This window comes from Kitasatospora sp. NPDC048540, assembly GCF_040651175.1.
Taxonomy (GTDB): Bacteria; Actinomycetota; Actinomycetes; order Streptomycetales; family Streptomycetaceae; genus Kitasatospora.
Genome location: NZ_JBEZIR010000062.1, coordinates 24,860 through 47,744 on the forward strand (window position 1 = coordinate 24,860; position 22,885 = coordinate 47,744).

Consider the following 22,885-nt stretch of genomic DNA (forward strand, 5'->3'; position numbering starts at 1 on the left):
GGATGGCAGACTGCGCCGGTGGAGATCTCCGAGCACCTCGACGCGCTGCGCCGCGAAGGCGCCCTGCTGGCCGACGCCGCCGGCCGCACCGACCTGGACGCCCCGGTGCCGACCTGCCCCGAGTGGCGGCTGCGCGACCTGCTGCTGCACACCGGCCAGGTGCACCGCTGGGCCACCGCGATCGTCCGCGACCGCCTACGGCAGCCGCCGGACGAGGCCGCGACCCGGGCCGCCCGGGGACCGGACCCGGCCGACGCCGGGCTGCTCGGCTGGTTCCGGGACGGACACGCCGCCCTGGTCGCCGAGCTCGACCGGGCCCCGGCCGGCCTGGACTGCTGGAGCTTCCTGCCGGCGAAGTCGCCGCTGGCGTTCTGGGCCCGGCGGCAGGCCCACGAGACGGCCGTGCACCGGGTGGACGCCGAGTCCGCGGCCGGGCCCGCCGAGCCGACCGCCACCGACCCGGCGTTCGCCGCCGACGGCCTCGCCGAGCTGCTCACCGGGTTCCTGGTCCGCCCCCGCGGCCGGCTGCGCAGCGAGCGGACCCGCACCCTGCTGGTGCGGGCCACCGACCGGCCGGTGTCCTGGCTGGTGACGATCGGCCGGGACCCGGTCACGGTCACCGAGGGCGCGGGGGCCGGCCCGGCCGACTGCACCGTGACCGGCCGCGCCCACGACCTCTACCTGCTGCTCTGGAACCGGCTGCCGGCCGACCGGGCCGAGGTGGCCGGGGACGCCTCGCTGCTCGACCTGTGGCGCGAGGGCTCCCCGATCCGCTGGGGCTGACCGCCGCTCCGGGCGGCGGACCGCCCGGCGCCCCGACGGGTCACTGCGCCCACGGCGCCGGTCGGCGCTCCAGGAACGCCCGCATGCCCTGCTGCGCCTCCTCGGAGCCGAACAGCCGCGCGGACTGCGCCACCCGCTCCTCGCCGTCCCGCTCGAACGAGGCCACCTTGTCCGCGGTCACCAGGCGCTTCGACTCGGCGAGGCCCTGCGGCGAGCCGAGCCGGATCGCGTCCAGGACCGTCTTGAGCACCGTCTGCGGGTCCTCGGCGGCCTCGGTGACCAGACCGATCCGGGCGGCCTCCGCGGCCTGGAAGGTCTCGCCGGTCAGGTAGTACCGGGAGGCGGCCCGCGGCTCGAGCAGCGGGCGCAGCGGCAGCGAGATCACGGCGGGCGCCAGGCCCAGGCGCACCTCGGTGAAGGCGAAGGTCGACGCGGGCCCGGCGATCACCAGGTCGGCGGCGCCCAGCAGGCCGAGGCCGCCGGCCCGGACGTGCCCGTCCACCACGGCGATCACCGGCTTCGGGCAGTCGACGATGGCGCGCTGGAGGTCCACCAGCCCGCGCGGGCCCACCGTCGGGTCGGCGCCGGTGGCCTCCGACAGGTCGGCGCCCGCGCAGAACACCTTGCCGGTGTGGCCGAGCACCACGGCCCGGACGGCCGGGTCGGCGGCTGCGTCCGCGAGGCCCTTCGCCAGCTCGGCCATCAGCCGGGTGGAGAGCGCGTTGCGGTTGTGCGGGGAGTCCAGCTCCAGGGTGGTGACGGCATCGGCGGTGGTGATGCGGACGAAGGGGACCTCGCGGGTCATCGCGGCTGCCTGCTTTCCGGCTGAGGGTGGGTCGGACGCTGGGCACTCTCGCACGAGCCGCTCGCCCCGGGCCAGGGAGCCCCGGAAAACCGCTGGTCGGCGGCGGGTCGGAACCGGCAGGATCGACCGGGTGACCGACCGACTCCTGCTCCTCGCACCCCGGGTCAACGAGACCGGCCTGCAACTGCTCACCGCCGCCCGCCGCCGCGGCCTGCGCGCCCACACCGCCACCCGCTGGGCGGTGCCCGAGGAACTGCGCGGCCTGCGCCCGGCGCACCTGTACGGCGGACCGCTGTTCGCGGACGCGGTGGGCGCGGAGCTCGGCATCGGCGCACTGGAGGACCCGGCCGGCTGGCTCCCGTCGCTGCCGTACGGGCTGACCGGGCGCCGGGTCACGCTCGGCACGCTGGCCGGGGCGCGGCGGTCGGCGGGGCCGGCGTTCGTCAAGCCGCCCGGCGACAAGCTGTTCGCGGCCCGGGTGTACGAGGGCGGCGCCGGCCTGCCCGCGCCCGGCACCCTGCCGGAGGACCTGCCGGTGCTGGTCAGCGAGGTGGTGTCGTTCGAGCGGGAGTACCGGCTGTTCGTGCTGGACGGCGAGGTCCGTACCGGCAGCCGCTACCAGTCCGGCGGGCGGCTCGACGTCGTCCCGCTCGAGGACGACCCCGACCGGGCCGAGGTGCTGGCGTTCACCGCCGAGGTCCTGGCCTGCGGCGGCCTGCCGAGCGCGGTGGCGGTCGACGTCGGCCGGCTCGACTCCGGCCGCTGGGCGGTGGTGGAGGCCAACTCGGCCTGGGCCTCCGGCGGCTACGGCTGCGACCCGGACGCCGTCCTGGACGTGGTCCTGCGCGCCGCCGGCCCGGCCACCGACGTCCCCCCGGCCGACCGCCCCCACCTGCGCCCCCTGCCCGCGGTCGTCCGCTGACCGCTGCCGCCGCCGTGCTGTCCCTCCCGGAGGATCACCCGTGCCGATCGGCGCCCGTCTGCTGGCCACCGCCGTGCTGCCCGACGCCCGGGCGGTGACCGGCGGTCATGCGCTCACCCTGGGCCCCGGCCCGCGCCGGGCGGTGCTGCGCGACGGCGACCTGCTCGCGGTGTACGACCTGGACCGCGTGTTCGCGGGTGACACCGCACCGGAGAGCACCGTGCCGAATCCGTGGCCGGGCTGGTCCGGCGGCGTCCACGCGGTGTCCCCCGACGGCGGGTTGCTGGTGCTGTGCGGGCAGCGCTCCGTCCGGGCGGTCGACCGTGCCGGGCGGCTCCGGTGGGAGTACCGGCACGGGTGCTGGGGTGAGGGCCGCCACCGCCACGAGGGCCCGGCGCCCTGCCCCGGACGTGACAACGGCTCCTGCCGGGTCGGGGTGGACGGGCAGACGGTCTGGGCGCACGTACTGCCGGACATCGACCACGGCGATCCGGCCGTGGACAGCCACGAGGAGTGGGTGGTGCTCGGCCTGGCCGACGGCCGCCCGCTCGGCCGGGCCCGGATCGAGGGCTGCACCGCCGGCTCGTACCAGATCCCCCACCCGGACGGCGGGCGGATGCTGCTCGGCATCGGCCAGGGCCAGGACGGCTCACCGCTGTACCTCGGCCACTGGGACGGCACGGGGCTGACGGCGCATCCCCTCGGGGACGGCTTCCGGGTGGTGTCCGACGTCCACCCGTCCGGCCTGGCCTTCCTGACCGCTCCGCACGGCAGCGGCGACCTGCTGCTGCACCGCTTCCCCGACGGGGCAACGGTGATGGCCCGCGGCGCCCTCGGTGAGCCGTGGGACCTGCTCGCCGGGTTCCTGGACCCGTACACCGTACTGACGGCCGCGGGCAGGCGGTCCCGGGAGGACGGCGAGCACTGGCTGCTGGACGCGCTGACGCTCCGCCCGCTCGGCCCGATCGCCTACCCGCGGCCGGTCCGCGGCCACCCGCGGGCGCTCGGCGACGGCAGCTGGCTGACCCTGGACGAGGATGGCGGCGCGCTGCACCGGTGGGTCCGCGCCTGAGCGCCGGGCTGCCCGCGGGCTTCAGGCCGCGACGACCGGGGCCGGGCGGCGTTCGGCCCAGCGGACGGTCGGGCCCATGGCGAGGGCGCCGGCCGCGAACAGGGTGCCCAGGAGCAGCCAGCCGAGCAGGCCGTGGCCGATCAGCAGCCAGGTGACCAGGGCCGGTCCGAGCATCATCGCGGCGGCCTGGCCGGTGTTGAACACGCCCTGGTGGGCGCCGTGGGCGCCGTCGGCCGCGAGGTCGTAGCCGAGCGACCAGGTGCCGGCCTGGCCGAGCACCTCGCCCAGGGCCTGGAGCGCGACCCCCGCCACCACCAGCAGGGCGGCGACGGCCGCGGGGAGCCCGTGGGCGAGCGCCAGCACCACGCAGGAGCAGGCCACCAGCAGGCCGCCGCGCCGGAACGCGCGGGCGGCCGCCGAGGGCCGGTCGACGCTGCGGGTGGCCCGTACCTGGAGGGCGATCACCAGCACGGTGTTGACCAGCATCGAGCCCGCGACCATCGCCCGCGGCGCCTCGGTCTGCTGGACGACCCACAGCGGCACCCCGACCTCCAGCATCGCGAACTGCAGGGTGAGGACGCCGTTGAGGGCCGTGACGGCGAGGTAGGGCAGGTTGCGCAGGGCCGGGTTGGGGCCGCCGGTGCGCCCGGCCGGGCGGCCGTCCGCGGCGGCCCGGGGACGGTCCGGGACCAGGACCGCGAACAGCACGGCGACCACGGCGAACGAGGCCGCGTCGGTGATCAGCGCGGCGAGGTACGCGCTGCGGGTGTCGGCCTCCAGGACGAGCGCGGCCAGGCAGGCCCCGAGGGCGATCCCGACGTTGGTGACCGAGCGCAGGTAGGCCCGGCAGGCGACCCGGTCGTCGGGCGGCAGCACGTCGGCGTAGAGGGCGGCGCGCACGGCGGTGGCACCGCGGTCGGCTGCGGCGACCACGCAGGCCAGCGGGACGAACAGGGCGTAGCCGTGGATCAGCGTGTAGCCGGCGGTGCCGAGCGCCTGGACGCAGACCAGCACGATCAGTACCGGTCTGGCGCCCCAGCGGTCCGAGGCCCGGCCGGCGGGCACACCCGCGAGGACGCCGCAGAGTCCGGCCGCGGTGAGGCCGAGGCCGACCTGCGCGGCGCCGAAACCGAGCATCCGGGTGAACCACAGCACCCCGAGCGTCATCGACAGGCCGCTGCCGAGGGTGTTGACGAAGACGATCACGCTGAGCCGGCGGACCACCGGTTCGGGGTGCAGCAGGCGGGCGGGCAGGGCGAGGAGGCCGGCCGGGCCGGTGGTACTGGTGTGCATGGCATGATCAGACCGCGGGGCGGGCAGCCGGGGTAATGATTTAGCCCCGGCCTGAAACCTGGGGGGCGTGTGCACCGTTTCCGGCTCGGTCTGGACGCGCTGGCCGCCGTCTCCTTCGCCTGCTCACCGCTGCAGGAGGCGGTGCTGAGCCTCCAGATGTGGACCCGGCCCGGGCGCCACCCCCACCAGCGGCCCTGGTTCGAGCCGATGCGGCCCGCCTTCGAGCGGCTGGACGGCACGCTGCTGCGGTCGCTGGTCGCCGACAACGGCTACGTACCGGACTTCCTGACCCCGCGGCCGGCGGTGCCGTTCCCGGACGTCCGGGCGGAGCTGGCCGAGGTACGGGCCCTGCCGCCCGGGGAGCTGGCGGGGCAGCTGGCCCGGACGTTCGCGCCGGGCCGGCGGCCGGTCCCCTCGCCGCTGGCCGAGGGCCTCGCCGACCCGGCCCGGCTGCTGGCGCGGATCGCCGACGCGCTGGAGGAGTACTGGGAGCTCTGCCTGCACCCCGCCTGGTGGCCGCGGGCCCGCTCGGTGCTGCACGCCGACCTGGTGCACCGCTCCCGGGTGCTGGCGGAGCGCGGCGCGGCGGCGGTCTTCCGCGACCTGGACGGCCGGCTGCACTGGGATGAGGGGGTGCTGACGATCAGCCGGGGCTGCCGGCACGGCGAGGTGGACGTCGAGGTGGGCGGGCGCGGCCTGGTGTTCCTGCCGACCTGCTTCGCCCGCGGCGCGATCAGCTCGATCAGCGACCGCCATCCGCCGGCCATCACCTACCCGGCCCGCGGGCAGGCCACCCTGGGCGGCGCCTGCCGCCCACCGGCCCCGCCGCGGGCCCTGGAACAGCTGGTCGGCGGCCCGAAGGCGCGGCTGCTGACGCTGCTGGCCGAGCCGTGCTCGACCACCGAGCTGGCCCGCCGGCTCGGCGTCACCCCGGGCGCGGTCAGCCAGCACCTGGCGGTGCTGTCGGCCACCCGGCTGGTGACCCGGGCCCGGCACGGCCGGGCGGTGCTGTACGCGCGCAGCCCGCTCGGCGACCAGCTCTGCCGCTGACCGGCGCCGCCGCCTGGCGCGGCCCAACTCCCTTGTGGTCTGGACCTGTTGACGGGCCGATCCGGTCCACCTACAGTGCCAGTGGCTCCCCGGCACCCCTGTACGGATCCCCCACACCACACAGGGAGCACCGATGCTCGTCCGGTCGAGGCACCACGCCAGGGGCAGACTCCTGGCCCTGCTGGCTTCGCTCGTCCTTCCGCTCGCCCTGCTCGCCGCCACGCCCGCGCACGCCGCGGGCCGGCTCACCGCCGTCTTCACCACGGCCGACAACGGCTCCTGGTGGAAGGGCACCTTCGTGGTGCACAACGACAACGCGACCGCCGTCACCGGCTGGACGCTGGAGTTCGACCTGCCCGCCGGGGTGACGATCAGCAGCAGCTACAACGGCACCGCGACGGTCAGCGGACGCCACGTCAGCGCCGTCAACGCCTACTACAACGGCACCGTGCAGCCGCACGCCACCACCGAGCCCTACAGCTTCTGGTTCGTGGCCACCGGCCCGATCACGGCCCCCGCCAACTGCCGGATCAACGGCGACAAGTGCGACGGCGGCCAGGACGTGCCGCCCGGCGCGCCCGGCACCCCGCAGCTGACCGGCGCGACCGCGCACAGCCTCGCGCTGAGCTGGACGGCGGCCGCGCCCGGCGACTTCCCGGTCGCCTCGTACGAGGTGCTGTCCGGCGCCACCGTGCTGGCCACCGCCCCGGGCACCACCGCGACCGTCACCGGGCTCACCCCGGCCACCGCCTACACCCTCACCGTCCGGGCGAAGGACACCCGCGGCACCACCGGCCCGGCGAGCGCCGCGGTCAGCGCCCGGACCGTCGACCCCGCCACCGACCCCACCCCGCCGACCGCGCCCGGCAGCCTGCGCGCCACCGCCGTCACCGGCTCCGGCGTGACGCTCGCCTGGAACGCCGCCACCGACAACCAGGGGGTGGCCGCCTACGACCTGTACCAGGACGGCGTCCAGGTGCAGACCGTGACCGGCACCACGGCGGCCGTCACCGGCCTGGCCCCGGCGACCGCCTACACCTTCACGGTGAAGGCCAGGGACGCCGCCGACAACGCCTCGCCCGCCTCCGCCGCCCTCACCGTCACCACCGGCGACCTGGCCGGTGCGGGAAAGTACACCCGGGTCGGCTACTTCACCCAGTGGGGCATCTACGGCCGCCAGTACTTCGTCAAGAACCTCGACACCTCGGGCAGCGCGGCCAAGCTCGACGTGATCAACTACGCCTTCGAGAACATCGACCCGGTCAACCTGACCTGCCTGGCCGGCGTCACCAAGGGCACCACCGCCGACCCGCAGGACCCCGACCAGGGCACCGGGGCCGGCGACGCGGACGCCGACTACGCCCGGCCGTTCAGTGCCGCCCAGTCGGTCGACGGCGTGGCCGACGACGGCTGGGGCCCGCTGCGCGGCAACTTCAACCAGTTGAAGAAGCTCAAGGCCAAGTACCCGAACCTCAAGGTGGTGGTCTCGCTCGGCGGCTGGACCTACTCCAAGTACTTCAGCGACGTGGCGGCCACCGACGCCTCCCGGCAGAAGTTCGTCAAGTCCTGCGTGGACACCTGGATCAAGGGCGACCTGCCCGCGTACAACGGCGCCGGCGGGCCCGGCGTCGCGGCCGGGATCTTCGACGGCATCGACCTGGACTGGGAGTGGCCCGGCTCCCCCGACGGCCACCCCGGCAACCACTGGTCGCCGGCCGACAAGGCCGACCTGACCCTGCTGCTGGCCGAGTTCCGCAAGCAGCTGGACGCCCTCGGCGGTCCGCACCGGCTGCTCACCGCGTTCACGCCTGCCGACCCGGTCAAGATCGGCCAGGGCTGGGACCTGACGAAGATCTTCCGGTCTCTGGACGTGGCCAACATCCAGGGCTACGACTTCCACGGCGCCGGCAGCGACAACTCCTGGGAGCCGAACCGCACCGGTCACCAGGCCGACCTCTACCCCGACGCCCAGGACCCGTACGGCTTCCACTTCAGCGTCGACGGCGCCGTCCGGGCGTACCTCGGCGCCGGGGTGAACCCGCGCAAGCTGACCATCGGATTCCCGTTCTACGGCCGCGGCTGGCAGGCCGTCGCCGACGGCGGCGCGGACGGCGAGTGGCAGCCGGCCGGCGGCGCGGCGCCCGGGCAGTTCGCCGAGGAGGCGGGCACCCGCGGGTACGCCAACCTGCTGGTAAGCGTGCCGAACCTGACCGTCCACCACGACACCCAGTCGGTCTCCACCTTCGGCTACACCGGCGCCGGCGGGCAGTGGTGGACCTTCGACGACCCGTGGTCGATCAGCCGGAAGACCGCCTACCTGAAGTCGCAGAACCTGCTCGGCGCGATGGTCTGGGAGATGTCCGGCGACACCCCGTCGGGCACCCTGATCACCGCCCTCGACAGCGGCCTCAAGTGACCGCCGGGCCCCGGCGCGGGCGGGCGCGGACCGCCGCCCGCCCCGGGGCCCGTACGGCTCAGCGGCCGGCGACGGCGGCCAGCTTGCGGGCCGCCCGGTGGTCGCGCATCACCTCGGCGAAGCTGGTGTGGCCCTGGGTCGCCCGGGCGAACGCCCGCCAGGCCGCCGCGACCAGGCAGACCGCCGCGTGGAAGACCTGCGGCCGGCGCTCGAAGGCCGCGAGCATCACCTTGCCCGCCCGCATCTCCACGCCCAGTCCGGCCTTGATCGCGAACGCGTAGTTGAGCGCCTGCCGGCGCACGTCCGCCCCGCCGTCCGCCTCGGCCACCTTGACGGCCCACTCACCGGCCAGCCGGCCCGAGCGCAGCGCGTACGAGATGCCCTCGCGGGTCCACGGCTCCAGCAGCCCGGCGGCGTCACCGGCCACCAGGACCCGGCCGCGGGACAGCGGCGAGTCCTCGGCCCGGCAGCGGGTCAGGTGGCCCGACTCGACGCTCGGGGTGAAACCGGCCAGGCCGAGCCGGCGGATGTAGTCGGCCAGGTACTCCTTGGTCCGCTCGCCGTCGCCGCGCGCCGAGATCACCCCGACCGTCAGCGTGCCGGAGTCGGTCTTCGGGAAGACCCAGCCGTACGAGCCGGGCAGCGGGCCCCAGTCCAGGTGGATCCGGCCGGCCCAGTGCCGGGAGACCGACTCGGGCACCGGGATCTCGGCCTCCAGGCCGAGATCGATCTGGTCGAAGCTCACCCCGACGTGACGGCCGATCCGGCTCGCCGAACCGTCCGCGCCGACCACCGCCCGCGCCTCGACCCGGCGGCCGTCGGAGGTGGTGACGGAGACCGTGCCGCCGCCCTCGCCGTCCTGCTGCTCCACGCCGGTGACGGTGACGCCGGTGACCAGCACGGCGCCGGCCTGCTCGGCGGACTGCGTCAGACGCAGGTCGAACTCGTCCCGGTTGACCAGACCGAACAGCATCCGCTTGGAGCGGCGGGTGCGGGTGTACCGGCCGTTCAGCGCGAAGGTGACGGCGTGGATGCGGTCCTGCAGCGGCAGCTTGAAGTCCGGCGGCAGGCTGTCCCGGGAGAAGCCGATGATCCCGCCGCCGCAGGTCTTGTAGCGGGGATGCTCGGCCTTGTCGAGCAGCAGCACCCGCCGGCCCTGCACGGCCGCGGCGTACGCGGCGGAGGAGCCGGCCGGGCCGGCGCCGACCACCACCACGTCCCACACGCCGCCCAGCGGGTCGGGTCCGGCGGCGCCCGTTTCGGTGTCGGGGCCGCTGTCGGAGTCGGTGAAGTCCATCGGGTCCTGGCCAAGCGAGCTACCGGTATCAGTCACGTCGGCCAATGGTAGACGCCCCGGCTCCCGTCGATCGCAGGTGGCGGCCCCAGCGGGCCCCGGGAGCCCACCCGCTGACGCCGGCTAGGGCACGTTGGCGAAGTCGCGCCGGACACCGCGGGGCTACCCCGCCGCCTCGCCGGGCCCGCCGCCGGTCCCCTCCGACACCACCCGGCCGCCGCCGGGCCGCCCGCCTGCGGCGCACCCGGGCGGTCCGGCCGCCGAACGCTCACCGGGCCCGGCCGGCCCCCGCCCCGCGCAGCAGCGTCCACGCCGCCAGCCCCACCGCCAGCCCGGCCCCGGCGCCGAAGCACAGCTCGTCGATCCGGCCGCCCCGGCGCCGCGCCAGCCGGTGCGCCGCCCCCGCCGCTGCCGCCGCCCACGCCATCCTCCGTACCGCCGCCCGCTCGGCGGCCGGGACGGCAGGGGAAGCAGTGGACGCGGCGGCGGCCGAGCCGGCCCCCGCCGCCGCGTACCGCGCCAGCACCGCCAGACCCGCCAGCGAACTCCCGTACTGCAGCGCCGTGTACAGCGGCACCCCGGCGACCCGCCGGTTCAGCACCGGCAGCAGCCGGACGCCCGCCCGGTCCCGGTGGGTGAAGGAGTCCCAGCCGAGGTGGCCGGCCGCCCCGATAGCCGCCGAGAGGGCGAACGGCCCGGGCCGCGGCGGGCCGTCGCCCGCCGCGGCCGGGATCCAGCCGGCCGGCAGCAGGGCCGCCACCGGCCCGCGCCACAACAGGTGCCACCCGGCCGCCAGCGCCGCCGTCAGGGCGACGTCCAGCGTCGGCGCGGCCCACCAACGGTGCGTCGGCCCGCCGTGGCGGTAGACCCCCGGCAGCAGCGATTCGGCGAAGAACGGCACGTCGGGCGCCATCGACCCGGCCACCAGCGCCGTGGCCACCAGCGGGCCGCGCTCCCCGGCCCGGCGCAGCAGCACCAGCACCGCCGCCGGATGACTCAAGGTGAACGGCATGTGTCCATCCTCCCCGCCCCGCCGTCCACCGCATCCGCTGTCGGTGCCGCTCGATACGCTGCGGGGATGACCTCCTACCACCGGCGGTACGCCGACGGCGAGCACGAGGCCGTCTGGGCGGAGCTGCGCGCGCTCGGGCCGGTCCCCGACGCACTGCGCGAGGACGTCGCCGCGGTCGCGGAGTCCACGATGCTGCGGGCCGACCGGCAGATCGGCCGGATCGAGGAGCAGCTGGCGGGGCTCGGTTTCGTCCCGGCCTGGCTGGTCCGGGAGCGGCCGACCGGCGACTGCCTGGCCGCGCTCGACCGGCTGGCCGCCGAGATCGGGCGGCTTCCGGCCGCCTACGAGGCGGGGCTGCGGGTCCTCGGCGGGGTCTCCTTCGTGGGTGACTGCGCGGCCCTCGGTCTCGGCCACCGGTACCCGGCTGCGGCCGGTCCGCCACGGCACGTCGCACCGCTCTACCCGGACCCGCTGTGGCTGCCGTCGGTGGAGTGTCTGCGTGAGGAGTGGGAGGAGTACCGCAAGGACGCCGGGGAGTACCCGGACCTCCCTCCCGAGGACGGCTTCCACCAGGGTTTCCCGGACACGCCGCACCGGGCGGACGGGCCGCGCCGGGCCAACGTCAGCGGCGCCGGCTTCGACCTGGCGCTGCCGGACGACTGCGCGGACCCGGTCGTCGACGGGGTCGGCGGCCGGCCGGGGATCACCCTGGTCGGGTACCTGCGGACCTCGATCGCCTGGGGCGGCTTCCCCGGCTGGTCGTTCGCCGCCCCCGAGCGGGTGCCGCCCGCGCTGGCGGCCCTGCGGGCCCGGCCGGACTTCTGAGCCGCCGCGGCCTCCCGAGCGCACCCGCGCCGCGCCCGTCCGCCCGGACGCCGCCGCGCGCACCCGCGCGGGGAGGCTCCCCGGTGGCCATCACCCGGAGGGCACGCCGACGGCCGCCGGGAGCCCGGCCTCCAGATAGCGCAGCCGCCCCTGGGCCCGGGCCTCCAGAGCGCCGACCAGGCGGCGGTGCCGGTTGGGCGGCAGCAGGCGGGCGGCCTCGTCCGGGGTGACGAACCGCCAGCCGCGCAGTTCGTCGCGGGGCAGCCGGATCCGGGCCCGGGCCTGCTCGTCCAGCCGTCCGCCGTCGAACATCAGCCGCAGGCCGCCCCGGCGGGGCCCGGTGCAGGGTTCCCAGTCGACGGCGAGCAGGCGCAGCGCGGCGGAGTCCAGGTGCAGGCCGAGCTCCTCGGCGGTCTCGCGCAGCGCCGCATCGCTGGGCGCCTCCCCGCGTTCCACCACGCCGCCGGGGAACTCCCAGGACGGCTTGTAGACGGGGTCGACCAGCAGCACCCGGCCCTGCTCGTCGAAGAACAGCACGGCGGCGGCCACGGTGTCACCGGTGGCGTCGTCGCTGCGCACGATGGGGCAGCGGGCGTCGCCGCCCTCGACCAGTTCGGCGAGCCGTTCGGCGGTCTGCCGGGGGGTCAGGCCGGAGGTGTCGAGCAGGTGGGCGTCGCGGGCGAGCCAGCGTCTGGCCTGGCGGTAGCGGGGCAGCTGTTCGAGCGAGCGGTCGCGGAGCCGCTCGGTCCGCCCGGGGTGGCCGGGGTGCTCTTCGCGCGCCCCGATGCGGTCCAGCAGGATCGTTTCCTCTGGGTCCAGCACGATGTGGTGCACCGCCAGGCCCCGGGTGGCCAGCGCGCCGAAGATCTCGTCCCGGTAGTCCTCGCGCAGCAGGCTCATCGGCACCACCAGGGGGCCCGGCACCTCGGCGAGCAGGGCCGCCGCCACCTCCGGCACCAGCCGCCGCCAGGACGGCAGGTCCTGGATCTCGGAGACCGGCGCGAACCGGTCGGCCGGCAGCACCCGCCGCAGACCGGCCCCGACCAGGGCGGGGTCGAACAGCAGGCTCCCGGGCAGGAGTTCCACCAGCTCCCGGCAGGCGCTGGTCTTGCCCGCCCCGTACGGACCATTGACCCAGACGATCACTGTCTCCCCTGTCGTCGGCCCCGCCCGGCGCGGCCGCGCCGGACGCCTGACGCCGCGCCGTCCGGCGGCCACACCCACCCCTGGTGGTACCCGCGCCCGCCCGGTCCCCATGCCTCGGACCTGTCCGCCGCCGGTCCGCCGTCGCCGCGCGGGCGGCGCCCGCTCCCCGCCCGGCGCCCCTCAGAGCGCTCGGGTAGCGGTCTGGAGCAGCTGCTTCTTCAGCACCTTGCCCAGCGCGTTGCGGGGCAGCTCGTCCACCAGCACCACCCGGCGGGGCCGCTTGTGGACCGAGAGCCGTTCGGCCACGAACGCCGTCAGCTGTTCGCCCGTCACCGGTCCGTCGGCGATCACGTACGCGACCACGGCCTGGCCGAGGTCGCTGTCGGGGGCCCCGACCACGGCCGCGTCCGCGACGGCCGGGTGGTCGCGCAGCGCCGCCTCCACCTCGCCCGCGCCGATCTTGTACCCGCCGCTCTTGATCAGGTCGACCGAGGCGCGGCCGACGATCCGGTGGAACCCGTCGGGCCCGACCACCGCGACGTCGCCGGTCCGGAACCAGCCGTCGGCCGTCCAGGACTCGGCGTCGGCGTCCGGCCGGTTCAGGTAGCCGGAGAACAGCGTCGGCCCGGCCACCTGCAGCTCGCCGACGCTCTCGCCGTCCGCGGGCAGCGGCTCGCCGTCCTCGCCGACCAGCCGGGTGCGCACCCCGTCGACCGGCAGGCCGACGCTGCCGGGGCGGCGTTCGCCGTCGGCCCGGGTGGAGACGGTGATCAGCGACTCGGTCATGCCGTAGCGCTCGACCGGGGCGTGCCCGGTGACCGCGGCCAGCTGCTCGAACACCGGCACCGGCAGCGGGGCGCTGCCGGAGACCAGCAGGCGGGCCCCGGCCAGCGCGCGCGCCGCGGTGTGGTCCGCCGCCACCCGGGACCACACCGTCGGCACGCCGAAGTACAGGCTGCCGCGCGCGCCCGCGTACGCTTCCGGCGTGGGCCGGCCGGTGTGCACCAGCCGGCTGCCGGTGCGCAGCGCGCCGAGCACCCCGAGCACCAGGCCGTGCACGTGGAACAGCGGCAGGCCGTGCACCAGGGTGTCCTCGGCGGTCCACCGCCAGGCCGCGGCCAGCGCGTCCAGGTCGGCGGCGACCGCCGACCGCGGGATCAGCGCACCCTTGGGCGGGCCGGTAGTGCCGGAGGTGTAGAGCACGAAGGCCGGACGGTCCCCGGCGGGCTCGGCGAAGGATCCGCCCGAACGCGCCGTCAGGTCGACCGGCAGCGCCTCGATCTCCTCCCCCGCTCCCGCGTCGCCCGCCGCCCCTTCGCCCGCCGGCACGGCCAGCAGGGTCGCGCCGCAGTCGCGCAGGATGTGGCCGCGCTCCTTCGGCCCGGAGTCGGGCGGCAGCGGCACCACGGGCACCCCGGCGAGCAGCCCGCCGACCACCGCCACCACCGTCTCGGCGGCCGGCCGTGCGAGCACGGCCAGCGCGGGGGCGCCGGCCACCCGCTGTGCCACCAGCGTCGCCGCCCCGAGCAGCTGCTCGCGCGACAGCGGCCGGCCGTCGACCACCAGTGCGTCCGCCGCGTCGCCGAAGCCGCCTTCAAGTGCCGTCAGCAGTCCCATGCCCGGGAGCCTACCGGCGCACCGGTGCCCCGCGCGGGCCGATCGCCCCCGCACTCCGGCGCACGCCCGGACGGCCGCGGCGGCTCCCCACTGCGGCCTCACCACTGCGGCCGGCACCCCCCGCCCCGGCCGACCTCCCGTCAGGCCGGCCGTCAGGCCGCCCGTCAGGGTGCCGTCAGCACGGCCCGGAGCCGGCCGAGGTCGCGCCGCCACATCTCGCCGTGCCCGGCGTCGTCCCAGAGCGCGGCCAGTTCGGAGTCCCCGCCGGTGACCCGGTCCAGCGCGCGGACGGCGAGCGGCCGCAGGTCGCCGGGCAGCTCCGGCAGCGGCTCCTTGGGCCCGTACGCGGAGCCGGACCCGGCGCCGCCCGTCAGCTGCGCGGCGACCAGCGCGGCCGCGGCGACGGCCGGTGCGCCCTCGTCGCCGTCCAGGTACCCCTCGGCGGTGGCCGCCGCGTCCAGGGCCGCCCGGAGCAGCCCCGCGCGCTCCGCCTCCCCCGCCCGGTCGAGGCTGCCGCAGAAGTCCGCCGCGCTGTCGTTGTCGAAGGGTCCGAGGTCCCAGGTGCCCATGCCGCTCTCCCACGTCCGGTGATCCCGACGGTCCCGGTCCGCCCGGTCCGCCCGCATCGTGGCACGGCCCACCGACACCCCACCGGCACACCGGCACACCACCGACACCCCACCGGCACACCGGCGCACCGCCGACACGTCACCGGGGCCCGGCGCCGGCGGCCGGGCACGCCGAAGGGCGCGGCCCGGGGGTCCGGGTGCCGCGCCCTTCGGCGAGGTGCTCGGCGGGTCAGCCCTTGCGGGCCTTGACCTCGCCGGTCAGCTGCGGCAGGACGGTGAACAGGTCACCGACCACGCCGTAGTCGACCAGCTCGAAGATCGGCGCCTCGGGGTCCTTGTTGATGGCGACGATGGTCTTCGAGGTCTGCATGCCGGCCCGGTGCTGGATCGCGCCGGAGATGCCCGCGGCGACGTACAGCTGCGGCGAGACCTGCTTGCCGGTCTGGCCGACCTGGTTGGTGTGCGGGTACCAGCCGGCGTCGACGGCGGCACGCGAGGCGCCGACGGCCGCGCCGAGCGCGTCCGCGAGCTCCTCGACCACGCCGAAGCCCTCCTTGGCGCCGACGCCGCGGCCGCCGGAGACCACGATCGCGGCCTCGGTCAGCTCCGGGCGGCCCGAGGACACCCGCGGGGTGCGCGAGGTGACCTTGGCGGCCTTGCCGGTGAACTCGACGGTGACGTTCTCGACCGCGCCGGCGGCCGGGGCGGCCTCGGGGCTGGTGGAGTTCGGCTTGACGGTGATGACCGGCGCGCCCTTGGTGACCTTGGACTTGACCTGGAACGAGGCCGCGAACACCGACTGGGTGGCGACCGGACCGCCGTCGCCGGCCTCCAGGTCGACGGCGTCGGTGATAATGCCCGAGCCGAGGCGGAGCGCGACCCGGGCCGCGATCTCCTTGCCCTCGCCCGAGGAGGTGACCAGCACCGCGGCGGCGTCGGCGGCCTTGGCGATCTGGGTCAGCGCGTCGACCTTCGGCACCACCAGCAGGTCGGCGAACTCGGCGCCGTCGGCGACGTACACCTTGGCCGCGCCGTACTCGCCGGCCTTGGCGGCGATCTCGGCGGCGGCGGAGCCGGCGCCCAGGACCACGGCCGAGGGCTCGCCGATACGGCGGGCCAGGGTCAGCAGTTCGAGGGCCGGCTTGCGGACCGCGCCGTCGGCGTGGTCGACGAGAACGAGAATCTCACCCATTGCTCAATGTCTCCTGTATCTCCTGGCTGCCCGGCACATCGTGCCCGGCAGCCACCACGTCCAACGGGTCAGATGAACTTCTGCTCGGCGAGGTAGGTGGCCAGCTGCTTGCCGCCCTCGCCCTCGTCCTTGACGATGGTGCCGGCGGTACGGGCCGGGCGGGCCGCGACGGCCTCGACGGCGGTCCAGGAGCCGGCCAGGCCGACCTCGTCCGCCTCGATGTCCAGGTCGTCCAGGTCCAGCGACTGCACCGGCTTCTTCTTGGCGGCCATGATGCCCTTGAAGGACGGGTAGCGGGCCTCGCCGGACTGGTCGGTGACCGACACGACGGCGGGCAGCTCGGCCTCGACCTGCTCGGTGGCGGCGTCGCCGTCACGGCGGCCCTTGACCACGCCACCCTCGACCGAGACCTCGGAGAGCAGGGTGACCTGGGGCAGGCCCAGGCGCTCGGCCAGCAGCGCCGGCAGCACGCCCATGGTGCCGTCGGTGGAGGCCATGCCGCAGACCACGAGGTCGTAGCCGACCTTGTCCAGGGCCTTGGCGATGATGGCGGAGGTGCCGATCACGTCGGTGCCGTGGATGTCGTCGTCGTTGACGTGGACGGCCTTGTCGGCACCCATGGACAGGGCCTTGCGCAGGGCGTCCTTGGCGTCGTCCGGGCCGACCGTCAGGACGGTGACCTCGGCGTCGCCGGAGGCCTCGGCGATGCGGAGCGCCTGCTCCACGCCGTACTCGTCCAGCTCCGAAAGGAGGCCGTCCACGCCCTCCCGGTCGGTGGTGGTGTCGTCCGCGAAGCGACGGTCACCGGTCGCGTCGGGCACGTACTTCACACAGACAACGATCCTCAAGCTCACGGCCTGTCTCCTGTACTGGTCTCGTCCGGCGGCTGCGGCTGTGCAATGGGCGGAGCTGACGCTTCCAGGCCCACGCGGGCTGCGTCTTCCTGAGCCCGTCCGGAACTTCCTGGCAGCATACTCGCCAGTAGCTTAGCCGTCACTACTGGCCAGTAGCTTAGTGCTGCCCGGACCCCGGCCGACCGCCCCGCACCCCGCACCTGCCCCGGACACGACGCCCGGACGGAAGGGGGACGGAACGGCTGCACTGCCGTCTTCGCCCCATCCTGCCCCAGTGCGGCCCGCATACCACCTGACTGGGCGGCAGATGGGCTGTGAGATTGAAGGTCTTGACAGGCAGCGGGCTGACGACCGCTCCGCCGCGCGCCCGGCGATCACCCCGTGGCAGGCCCGACCGGGCCTCAGACCGCCTCGCCCAGCGCCGCGATCACGTCCGCCCGACGCGGCTGCCCGGACGCCCGGCGCACCACCCGGCCCCCGGCGTCCAGCACCAGCACGGTCGGCGTCCGCAGGACCTCCAGCCGCCGGACCAGCTCCAGCCGCTCCTCGGCGTCCAGCTCCAGGTGCGCCACACCGTCCACCATCGCGGCCACCTCGGCCAGCACCCGGCGGGTCGCCCGGCAGGGCTGGCAGAACGCCGTCGAGAACTGCACCAGCGTCGCCCGCTCCCCCAGCTCGGCCCCCAGGTCCGCGGCCGACAGCCGCACCGCCCCGTCCTTCGCCCGCATCCGCAGCCTCCCGTCCCGCGCGGCACGCCACAGCCCGAAGGCGCTCGCCAGCGCGAGCACCGCCCCGCACACCACCCATCCGGTCACCGCCCCAGTGTGCGCCACCCACGAGGAGGACCGGGCGGGCAGGGCCTCGACCCGGCGGGCACGGGCCCGTACGATCACCGGGTGGACTCCCTCCCCGCCCGGACGACCCGGCTGACCAGCCGCCGCGTGGTCGACCTGTGCCGGGCCACCGCCTCCCGCTGTCGCTGACCCCGCTCCGCCGTCAGCCGCCGCCGGTCCGGCCGGCCGCCCCACCTCGCAGTACCCGGAGTCCCGCATGCAGATCGACCCGCGCGGGCCGCGCTTCGCCGCCGCGCTCACCAGCCTCCTGCTCGCCGCCGCCCTGATCACCGGCAGCGGCCCCCTGCTCGCCGCCCAGACCGCCGTGTTCGCCGTCGGCGCGCTGGCCGGCCTGGCGTACTCGCCGTACGGCCTGCTCTACCGCTACCTGCTGCGGCCCCGGCTCGGCCCGCCGCGCGAGCTCGAGGACGCCCGGCCACCGCGCTTCGCCCAGGGCGTCGGCCTGGTCTTCGCCCTGGCCGGCACCGCCGGCTACCTCACCGGGGCCGACCTGCTCGGCCAGGTCGCCACCGCCCTCGCGCTGGCCGCCGCCTTCCTCAATGCCGCCTTCGGCTACTGCCTCGGCTGCGAGCTCTACCTGCTGACGCGCCGCGGCCGCGACCGCCTCACCACCCGGCGGGCCGCCGCCGGGTGAGCGCGGCGCGACGCACCAGGTGAGACCGACCAGGTGAGACACAGGTCTCAGGGCTGCCGGGAACCCCACGGCAAATCCCGGCAGCCGGACCCGCTCAGGTGACAGCGGGCACCCCTTCGAGGGATCATCTCCGAGTAACACACCCGTGGCCGCTGCCGCGTGCCGCGTCTCGGACGGCCCCGACCTGCGCCCCGGGTACCACCTGACCGGGCACCAGCCCGTGGGAAGTAGGGCTGACGTGGCAGAGTTCGTGTACCCGCCGGTGATCCGCGCCGCGCTCACCTGCTTCCGCGCGCTGGACGTGCGGATCAGCATCGTGGGCGCCGAGAACATCCCCGCCACCGGCGGGGCGGTGCTGGTGAGCAACCACATCAGCTACCTGGACTTCCTCTTCGCCGGACTCGGCGCCTTCAAGGGCGGCAAGCGCAAGACCCGCTTCATGGCCAAGGACGACGTCTTCAAGCACCCCGTCTCCGGCCCCCTGATGCGCGGCATGAAGCACATCCCGGTGGACCGCACCGACGGCCAGCCCGCCTACGAGGCCGCCGTCCGGGCGCTGCGCGACGGCGAGGTGGTCGGCGTCTTCCCCGAGGCCACCATCAGCCGCTCCTTCACCCTGAAGAAGTTCAAGACCGGCGCCGCCCGGATGGCCGCCGACTCCGGCGCCCCGCTGCTGCCGGTCATCCTCTGGGGCACCCAGCAGCTGTGGACCAAGGGCCGCCCGAAGACCCTCACCAAGCGCCACGTGCCGGTCACCATCATGATCGGCGAGCCGATCGAGCTCACCGCGCAGGACAAGCCCGTGATGGTCACCCGCCGGCTGCGCGCCGCGATGACCGAGATGCTCGACCGCGCCCAGCGCGAGTACCCCGGTAAGCCCGCCGGCCCCGAGGACACCTGGTGGCTCCCCGCGCACCTCGGCGGCACCGCGCCCACCCTGGAGGTCGCCGAGGCCGAGGACGAGGCGGAGAACGCCGAGAAGGCCGCCCGCCGCGAGGCCCGCTGACAGCAGGCCGACACCCCCGGCCGGACCGGACCACGGGCCGCGGGCCACGGGCCACGACGGACCGCGGAGCGGAGTGCGCGGGTGGGGACGATCGAACCGGCCGTCTTCGACGCGACCGTCGCCGCGGTCCCGTTCCTGTGGGAACTGGCCGCCACCGGGACCGTCACCTGCCGGCCCGGGGTGATCGAGGTGCTGCAGGCGGTTCTCCGGCACGGCAATCCGCCCCGGCCCGAGGTGCAACGGAACGCCCACCGCGCCGTCCTGTGCGGCAGACGGACTGCGGACCGGCTGACCGGGGACGGCGGCCCCGCCGTCCGGGCCGCGGCCCGCGAGCCGGTGACGGCGATCGACGGCCACCGCTGCGAGACCTGCCGCCCAGCCTGACCCGGGGCCCGACGCGGGGCCTGCGCCCCGGGACGGCTCAGCGCGCCGGGCGCCACATCGTCGTCACCACGTGCCCGGTGGCGGTGGTGATACGGCCCCGGGCGGTGAACCCGACGCTCTCGTACCGGCCCAGGTTGGCCGGGTTGGACGACTCCAGGTAGGCGGGCGCCCCGAGCGCGTCCACCTGCTCGAGCCCCTGCGCGAGCAGCCCCATCCCCAGGCCCCTGCCGCGGTGGGCGGTGTGGGTGCCGAGCAGGGTCAGATAGAAGTGCGGCTCGGCCGGGTGCGCCTCCTCCAGCTGGGCGCCGATCTCCATGATCGACCGGGCCACCACCGGCCCGGCCCGCTCCGTCAGCAGCCCCTCCAGGCCGTCCTCCTCCTCGGGCGTCAGCTCGGTACCGCCCGGCGGGATCCACACCGACACCGCCTCCACCCCCGGCGTCACCAGCGTCCACGGGTAGCGCTGCGCGGAAGTCAGGTAGACCCGCCACATCGCCGCCGCCTGCTCGGCCCGCCGCAGCACCTCGGGGAAGGCCGGGCCCCACAGCGGATCGTCGAAGAAGGCGGTGGTCAGGGTCTCGACGGCGGCCCCGAGGTCCGCGGGTCCCGCTACCCGGGCCGGGCCGGGCTGCTGTCCGGTGGTCATCCGCCCACCATAGGCCGGGGCGCGGGGTCCGGTCCTCCCGCCACACGGGCCCTGACCCCGGGCCCTGGCTCTAGGCTGGCTGACCATGACGACGACGAGCGACTCCCTCGCGACCGGCCAGCGTTCCCTCGGCGACCCGTCCGTCCGCTACCCGCTGTGGCCGCCGCTCACCACCGGCTGCCCGGCCACCGCCACCGAGCACCTCGCCTACCCGGTCGAGGTCGACTACGCCTACGACCGGGTGGACCCCGCGCTCTTCGACCGCACCGCACCCGTCCCGGCCGGCCTCGACCGCTGGGCACCGCTGCTCCCCCCGCTGCACGCCCCGGGCCTCGGCGAGGGCCGCACCCCGCTGGTGCCGATCGGCCCCGGACTGTACGTCAAGGACGAGTCCCGCAACCCGACCTGGAGCCACAAGGACCGGCTGAACCGCGTCACGGTCAGCGCCGCACTCGGCGCGGGCGCGCCCGGCATCGTCGCCGCCTCCTCCGGCAACCACGGTGCCTCCGCCGCCGCGTACGCCGCCCGGGCCGGGCTGCCGTGCGTGGTGCTCGCCTCGGCGACGATGCCCGGCGCGGTCGCGTCCTTCCTGCAGTCCTACGGCGCGGTCGTCCTCCCGGTCGAGGAGGCGGCCCGCTGGCCGCTGATGCGCCGGATCGTCGAGCGGACCGGCTTCCACCCCGTCAGCAACACCACCGTCACCCACACCGGCCACGGCTTCGGCCCCGAGGGCTACAAGACCGTCGCGTACGAGATCTACCTCGACCTGGGGGTGCCGGACGCCGTGTTCGTCCCGACCGGCTACGGCGAACTGCTGTTCGGCGTATGGAAGGGCTTCACCGAGCTGCGGCGGCTCGGCCTCACCGACCGCCTGCCGCGGATCTTCTCCTGCGAGCCGGCGACCGCCGGGCCGCTGGCCGCCGCCGTCCGGGCCGGCCGCCCCGCCGCCCGCGTCGGGACCGGCCCGACCGACGCCTACGCGATCTCCTGCGAGGTCGGCGGCTTCCGCGGGGTCCTCGCCCTCGAACGGGACGCGGATCGGGCGCTGCTCGTCGACGACCGCCAACTACGCGCCGCGCAGGGCGAACTGGCCCGCCAGGGCCTGTGGGTGGAACTGTCCGCCGCAGCCGGGCTCGCCGGCTTCACCGCGCTCGAGGGGACCGGGGCCTTCGACGGCGCCGCGGTGTGCGTCACCACCTCGAGCGGCTTCAAGGACCGTGCTGTCGGCAACCATCCCGTCGCGCCGGTCGACGCCACCTGGTCCGCCGTCGAAGCCCGGCTCGCAGCGGCCGGCATCACGGTCTGACCGGGCCCCGGGCGTTCGGGCACCCGGGGCGCGCTTCCGTCATCCGGGCCAGTTGAGGTAGACCTGACACGGCTTCAGCCGCTCCGCGGCCCACTCCGAGCAGGGAGTCCCGTCACCATGTCCGAGATCACGCACCGCATCGTCCGATCCAGCAGCGGCCTCCGGATGCGCGTCGCCGAAGCCGGCGAAGGCCCCCTCGTCCTGTTGCTGCACGGCTTCCCGGAGAGCTGGTACTCCTGGCGCCACCAGCTCACCGCGCTCGCCGACGCCGGGTACCACGCCGTCGCCCCTGACCAGCGCGGCTACGGCGCGACCGGCGGCCCGGACGCCGTCGACCAGTACAGCATCCTGCACCTGGCCGGCGACGCCCTCGGCCTGCTCCCCGCCCTCGGCGCCGAACGGGCCGTCGTGGTCGGCCACGACTGGGGCGCCCCGGTCGCCTGGCACACCGCACTGCTCCGCCCGGACCTGGTCCGCGGCGTGGTCGGGTTGTCCGTACCGCCGTTCCCGCGCGGCGACAAACTCCCCACCGCCACCCTGCGCCACCTGATCGGCGACGCCTACTACATGCTCTACTTCCAGCAGCCCGGCCCCGCCGAGGCGGAACTCGCCCACGACCTGCCGACCACCTTCCGCCGGATGTTCGCCGGTCGCGCCCGGCTCGGCGAGACCGGCATGCCGCTGGTCCCCGAAGGCGGCGGCTTCCTCGACCTCTTCGAGGACCCGGCCGAGCTGCCGGACTGGCTCACCGAGGCCGACATCGACTTCTACACCGCCGAGTACAGCGCCCACGGGTTCGCCCGCCCGCTCAACTGGTACCGCAACCTCGACCGGAACTGGGAGCTCACCTCCGCCTGGCACGGCGCCCGGATCGAAGCCCCCGCCCTGCTGATCGTCGGCGAGCGCGACCTCGTCGCCGCCAGCCCGCACGCCCGGGACGCGCTCGACGGACTCCACCACCACGTCCCCCGGCTCCAGGAGATCCTCTGGCTCCCCGGCACCGGACACTGGACCCAGCAGGAACGCCCCAAGGAGGTCAGCGAGGCCCTGATCCAGTTCGTCCAGGGCCTCGACGACTGACGATTCCGCCCGAAAATTGTCCGGAAATGTGAGAAGCCCCTCCGGGGAACCCGGAGGGGCTTCTACTGAAGAATTGTTCGGCGGCGTCCTACTCTCCCACAGGGTCCCCCCTGCAGTACCATCGG

Annotated in this window: 22 protein-coding genes; 11 read left to right on the forward strand and 11 right to left on the reverse strand. The window is 75.7% G+C overall.

The window, feature by feature from the left end:
• The first annotated feature begins 18 nt into the window (after positions 1 to 18).
• Complete coding sequence (locus tag AB0D08_RS23325) at positions 19 to 783, forward strand: maleylpyruvate isomerase family mycothiol-dependent enzyme (protein WP_359891252.1); 765 nt, start codon at positions 19 to 21, stop codon at positions 781 to 783.
• A gap of 40 nt (positions 784 to 823) precedes the next feature.
• Here AB0D08_RS23325 and AB0D08_RS23330 read toward each other — a convergent pair whose 3' ends face one another.
• Positions 824 to 1,588, reverse strand: coding sequence for an enoyl-CoA hydratase family protein (locus AB0D08_RS23330; protein WP_051811836.1), 765 nt, complete (start codon positions 1,586 to 1,588; stop codon positions 824 to 826).
• Between the two features lie 130 nt (positions 1,589 to 1,718).
• Here AB0D08_RS23330 and AB0D08_RS23335 point away from each other — a divergent pair, with 130 nt between their 5' ends.
• Both AB0D08_RS23335 and AB0D08_RS23340 read left to right on the forward strand, forming a co-directional pair.
• Positions 1,719 to 2,510 (forward strand): ATP-grasp domain-containing protein, encoded by a 792-nt coding sequence (locus tag AB0D08_RS23335; RefSeq protein ID WP_051811837.1) that lies wholly within the window; start codon positions 1,719 to 1,721, stop codon positions 2,508 to 2,510.
• Positions 2,511 to 2,550: 40 nt separating this feature from the next.
• Positions 2,551 to 3,582 carry a hypothetical protein gene (locus tag AB0D08_RS23340; RefSeq protein WP_359891254.1) on the forward strand — a complete coding sequence of 344 codons (1,032 nt, stop codon included), beginning with the start codon at positions 2,551 to 2,553 and terminating at the stop codon, positions 3,580 to 3,582.
• Between the two features lie 21 nt (positions 3,583 to 3,603).
• On the opposite strand, the gene AB0D08_RS23345 is transcribed toward AB0D08_RS23340, so the two are convergent.
• Positions 3,604 to 4,875: an MFS transporter gene (locus AB0D08_RS23345; protein WP_051811838.1), complete on the reverse strand. Its 1,272-nt coding sequence runs from the start codon at positions 4,873 to 4,875 to the stop codon at positions 3,604 to 3,606.
• A gap of 69 nt (positions 4,876 to 4,944) precedes the next feature.
• Here AB0D08_RS23345 and AB0D08_RS23350 point away from each other — a divergent pair, with 69 nt between their 5' ends.
• A complete protein-coding gene (locus tag AB0D08_RS23350; protein ID WP_033818413.1) occupies positions 4,945 to 5,925 on the forward strand; it encodes a helix-turn-helix domain-containing protein in 981 nt (326 codons plus the stop codon).
• Between the two features lie 133 nt (positions 5,926 to 6,058).
• On the forward strand, positions 6,059 to 8,341 hold the full coding sequence (locus AB0D08_RS23355) for a glycosyl hydrolase family 18 protein (protein ID WP_359891257.1): 2,283 nt from the start codon (positions 6,059 to 6,061) through the stop codon (positions 8,339 to 8,341).
• A gap of 58 nt (positions 8,342 to 8,399) precedes the next feature.
• Here AB0D08_RS23355 and AB0D08_RS23360 read toward each other — a convergent pair whose 3' ends face one another.
• Together AB0D08_RS23360 and AB0D08_RS23365 are read right to left on the reverse strand one after the other, a co-directional pair.
• On the reverse strand, positions 8,400 to 9,674 hold the full coding sequence (locus AB0D08_RS23360) for a geranylgeranyl reductase family protein (protein ID WP_033818422.1): 1,275 nt from the start codon (positions 9,672 to 9,674) through the stop codon (positions 8,400 to 8,402).
• A gap of 229 nt (positions 9,675 to 9,903) precedes the next feature.
• Positions 9,904 to 10,647: a DUF4184 family protein gene (locus AB0D08_RS23365; RefSeq protein ID WP_359891259.1), complete on the reverse strand. Its 744-nt coding sequence runs from the start codon at positions 10,645 to 10,647 to the stop codon at positions 9,904 to 9,906.
• A 66-nt stretch (positions 10,648 to 10,713) separates the two neighbouring features.
• On the opposite strand from AB0D08_RS23365, the gene AB0D08_RS23370 reads away from it, so the two are divergent.
• The gene (locus tag AB0D08_RS23370; protein ID WP_033823531.1) at positions 10,714 to 11,472 is read left to right on the forward strand and encodes a hypothetical protein; all 759 of its coding nucleotides are present in this window, start codon (positions 10,714 to 10,716) and stop codon (positions 11,470 to 11,472) included.
• 90 nt (positions 11,473 to 11,562) lie between these two features.
• Here AB0D08_RS23370 and AB0D08_RS23375 read toward each other — a convergent pair whose 3' ends face one another.
• From AB0D08_RS23375 to AB0D08_RS23400, 6 genes are all read right to left on the reverse strand, one after another.
• Positions 11,563 to 12,618 carry an NUDIX domain-containing protein gene (locus tag AB0D08_RS23375; protein ID WP_359891262.1) on the reverse strand — a complete coding sequence of 352 codons (1,056 nt, stop codon included), beginning with the start codon at positions 12,616 to 12,618 and terminating at the stop codon, positions 11,563 to 11,565.
• Positions 12,619 to 12,798: 180 nt separating this feature from the next.
• Positions 12,799 to 14,235 carry an acyl-CoA synthetase gene (locus AB0D08_RS23380; RefSeq protein ID WP_359891265.1) on the reverse strand — a complete coding sequence of 479 codons (1,437 nt, stop codon included), beginning with the start codon at positions 14,233 to 14,235 and terminating at the stop codon, positions 12,799 to 12,801.
• A 164-nt stretch (positions 14,236 to 14,399) separates the two neighbouring features.
• Positions 14,400 to 14,804 (reverse strand): DUF4259 domain-containing protein, encoded by a 405-nt coding sequence (locus AB0D08_RS23385; RefSeq protein ID WP_359891268.1) that lies wholly within the window; start codon positions 14,802 to 14,804, stop codon positions 14,400 to 14,402.
• Between the two features lie 229 nt (positions 14,805 to 15,033).
• Positions 15,034 to 15,996, reverse strand: coding sequence for an electron transfer flavoprotein subunit alpha/FixB family protein (locus AB0D08_RS23390; protein WP_033823536.1), 963 nt, complete (start codon positions 15,994 to 15,996; stop codon positions 15,034 to 15,036).
• Between the two features lie 68 nt (positions 15,997 to 16,064).
• Positions 16,065 to 16,850: an electron transfer flavoprotein subunit beta/FixA family protein gene (locus tag AB0D08_RS23395; RefSeq protein WP_082526941.1), complete on the reverse strand. Its 786-nt coding sequence runs from the start codon at positions 16,848 to 16,850 to the stop codon at positions 16,065 to 16,067.
• Between the two features lie 401 nt (positions 16,851 to 17,251).
• Entirely contained in the window at positions 17,252 to 17,665 is a 414-nt protein-coding gene (locus AB0D08_RS23400) for a thioredoxin family protein (RefSeq protein ID WP_033823542.1), read from the reverse strand.
• A gap of 235 nt (positions 17,666 to 17,900) precedes the next feature.
• On the opposite strand from AB0D08_RS23400, the gene AB0D08_RS23405 reads away from it, so the two are divergent.
• The 3 genes from AB0D08_RS23405 (at position 17,901) to AB0D08_RS23415 (ending at position 19,728) form a co-directional block, all read left to right on the forward strand.
• Complete coding sequence (locus AB0D08_RS23405; protein WP_033823543.1) at positions 17,901 to 18,338, forward strand: DUF4395 domain-containing protein; 438 nt, start codon at positions 17,901 to 17,903, stop codon at positions 18,336 to 18,338.
• A gap of 238 nt (positions 18,339 to 18,576) precedes the next feature.
• A complete protein-coding gene (locus tag AB0D08_RS23410; RefSeq protein WP_033823538.1) occupies positions 18,577 to 19,344 on the forward strand; it encodes a lysophospholipid acyltransferase family protein in 768 nt (255 codons plus the stop codon).
• An 81-nt stretch (positions 19,345 to 19,425) separates the two neighbouring features.
• A complete protein-coding gene (locus AB0D08_RS23415; RefSeq protein WP_051813773.1) occupies positions 19,426 to 19,728 on the forward strand; it encodes a hypothetical protein in 303 nt (100 codons plus the stop codon).
• 37 nt (positions 19,729 to 19,765) lie between these two features.
• Here AB0D08_RS23415 and AB0D08_RS23420 read toward each other — a convergent pair whose 3' ends face one another.
• A complete protein-coding gene (locus AB0D08_RS23420) occupies positions 19,766 to 20,374 on the reverse strand; it encodes a GNAT family N-acetyltransferase (protein ID WP_033823539.1) in 609 nt (202 codons plus the stop codon).
• Positions 20,375 to 20,459: 85 nt separating this feature from the next.
• Here AB0D08_RS23420 and AB0D08_RS23425 point away from each other — a divergent pair, with 85 nt between their 5' ends.
• The gene (locus tag AB0D08_RS23425) at positions 20,460 to 21,680 is read left to right on the forward strand and encodes a pyridoxal-phosphate dependent enzyme (protein ID WP_199520448.1); all 1,221 of its coding nucleotides are present in this window, start codon (positions 20,460 to 20,462) and stop codon (positions 21,678 to 21,680) included.
• Between the two features lie 117 nt (positions 21,681 to 21,797).
• The gene (locus tag AB0D08_RS23430; protein ID WP_359891274.1) at positions 21,798 to 22,760 is read left to right on the forward strand and encodes an alpha/beta hydrolase; all 963 of its coding nucleotides are present in this window, start codon (positions 21,798 to 21,800) and stop codon (positions 22,758 to 22,760) included.
• Positions 22,761 to 22,885: the final 125 nt, after the last annotated feature.

What these genes read in the sequence shown, in the direction of transcription:
- AB0D08_RS23345 (WP_051811838.1), bottom strand. Translation starts at nt 4,875, where the DNA reads ATGCACACCAGTACCACCGGCCCGGCCGGCCTCCTCGCCCTGCCCGCC.
- AB0D08_RS23365 (WP_359891259.1), bottom strand. Translation starts at nt 10,647, where the DNA reads ATGCCGTTCACCTTGAGTCATCCGGCGGCGGTGCTGGTGCTGCTGCGC.
- AB0D08_RS23425 (WP_199520448.1), top strand. Translation starts at nt 20,460, where the DNA reads ATGACGACGACGAGCGACTCCCTCGCGACCGGCCAGCGTTCCCTCGGC.
- AB0D08_RS23390 (WP_033823536.1), bottom strand. Translation starts at nt 15,996, where the DNA reads ATGGGTGAGATTCTCGTTCTCGTCGACCACGCCGACGGCGCGGTCCGC.
- AB0D08_RS23430 (WP_359891274.1), top strand. Translation starts at nt 21,798, where the DNA reads ATGTCCGAGATCACGCACCGCATCGTCCGATCCAGCAGCGGCCTCCGG.
- AB0D08_RS23405 (WP_033823543.1), top strand. Translation starts at nt 17,901, where the DNA reads ATGCAGATCGACCCGCGCGGGCCGCGCTTCGCCGCCGCGCTCACCAGC.
- AB0D08_RS23385 (WP_359891268.1), bottom strand. Translation starts at nt 14,804, where the DNA reads ATGGGCACCTGGGACCTCGGACCCTTCGACAACGACAGCGCGGCGGAC.
- AB0D08_RS23355 (WP_359891257.1), top strand. Translation starts at nt 6,059, where the DNA reads ATGCTCGTCCGGTCGAGGCACCACGCCAGGGGCAGACTCCTGGCCCTG.
- AB0D08_RS23380 (WP_359891265.1), bottom strand. Translation starts at nt 14,235, where the DNA reads ATGGGACTGCTGACGGCACTTGAAGGCGGCTTCGGCGACGCGGCGGAC.
- AB0D08_RS23330 (WP_051811836.1), bottom strand. Translation starts at nt 1,588, where the DNA reads ATGACCCGCGAGGTCCCCTTCGTCCGCATCACCACCGCCGATGCCGTC.
- AB0D08_RS23420 (WP_033823539.1), bottom strand. Translation starts at nt 20,374, where the DNA reads ATGACCACCGGACAGCAGCCCGGCCCGGCCCGGGTAGCGGGACCCGCG.
- AB0D08_RS23370 (WP_033823531.1), top strand. Translation starts at nt 10,714, where the DNA reads ATGACCTCCTACCACCGGCGGTACGCCGACGGCGAGCACGAGGCCGTC.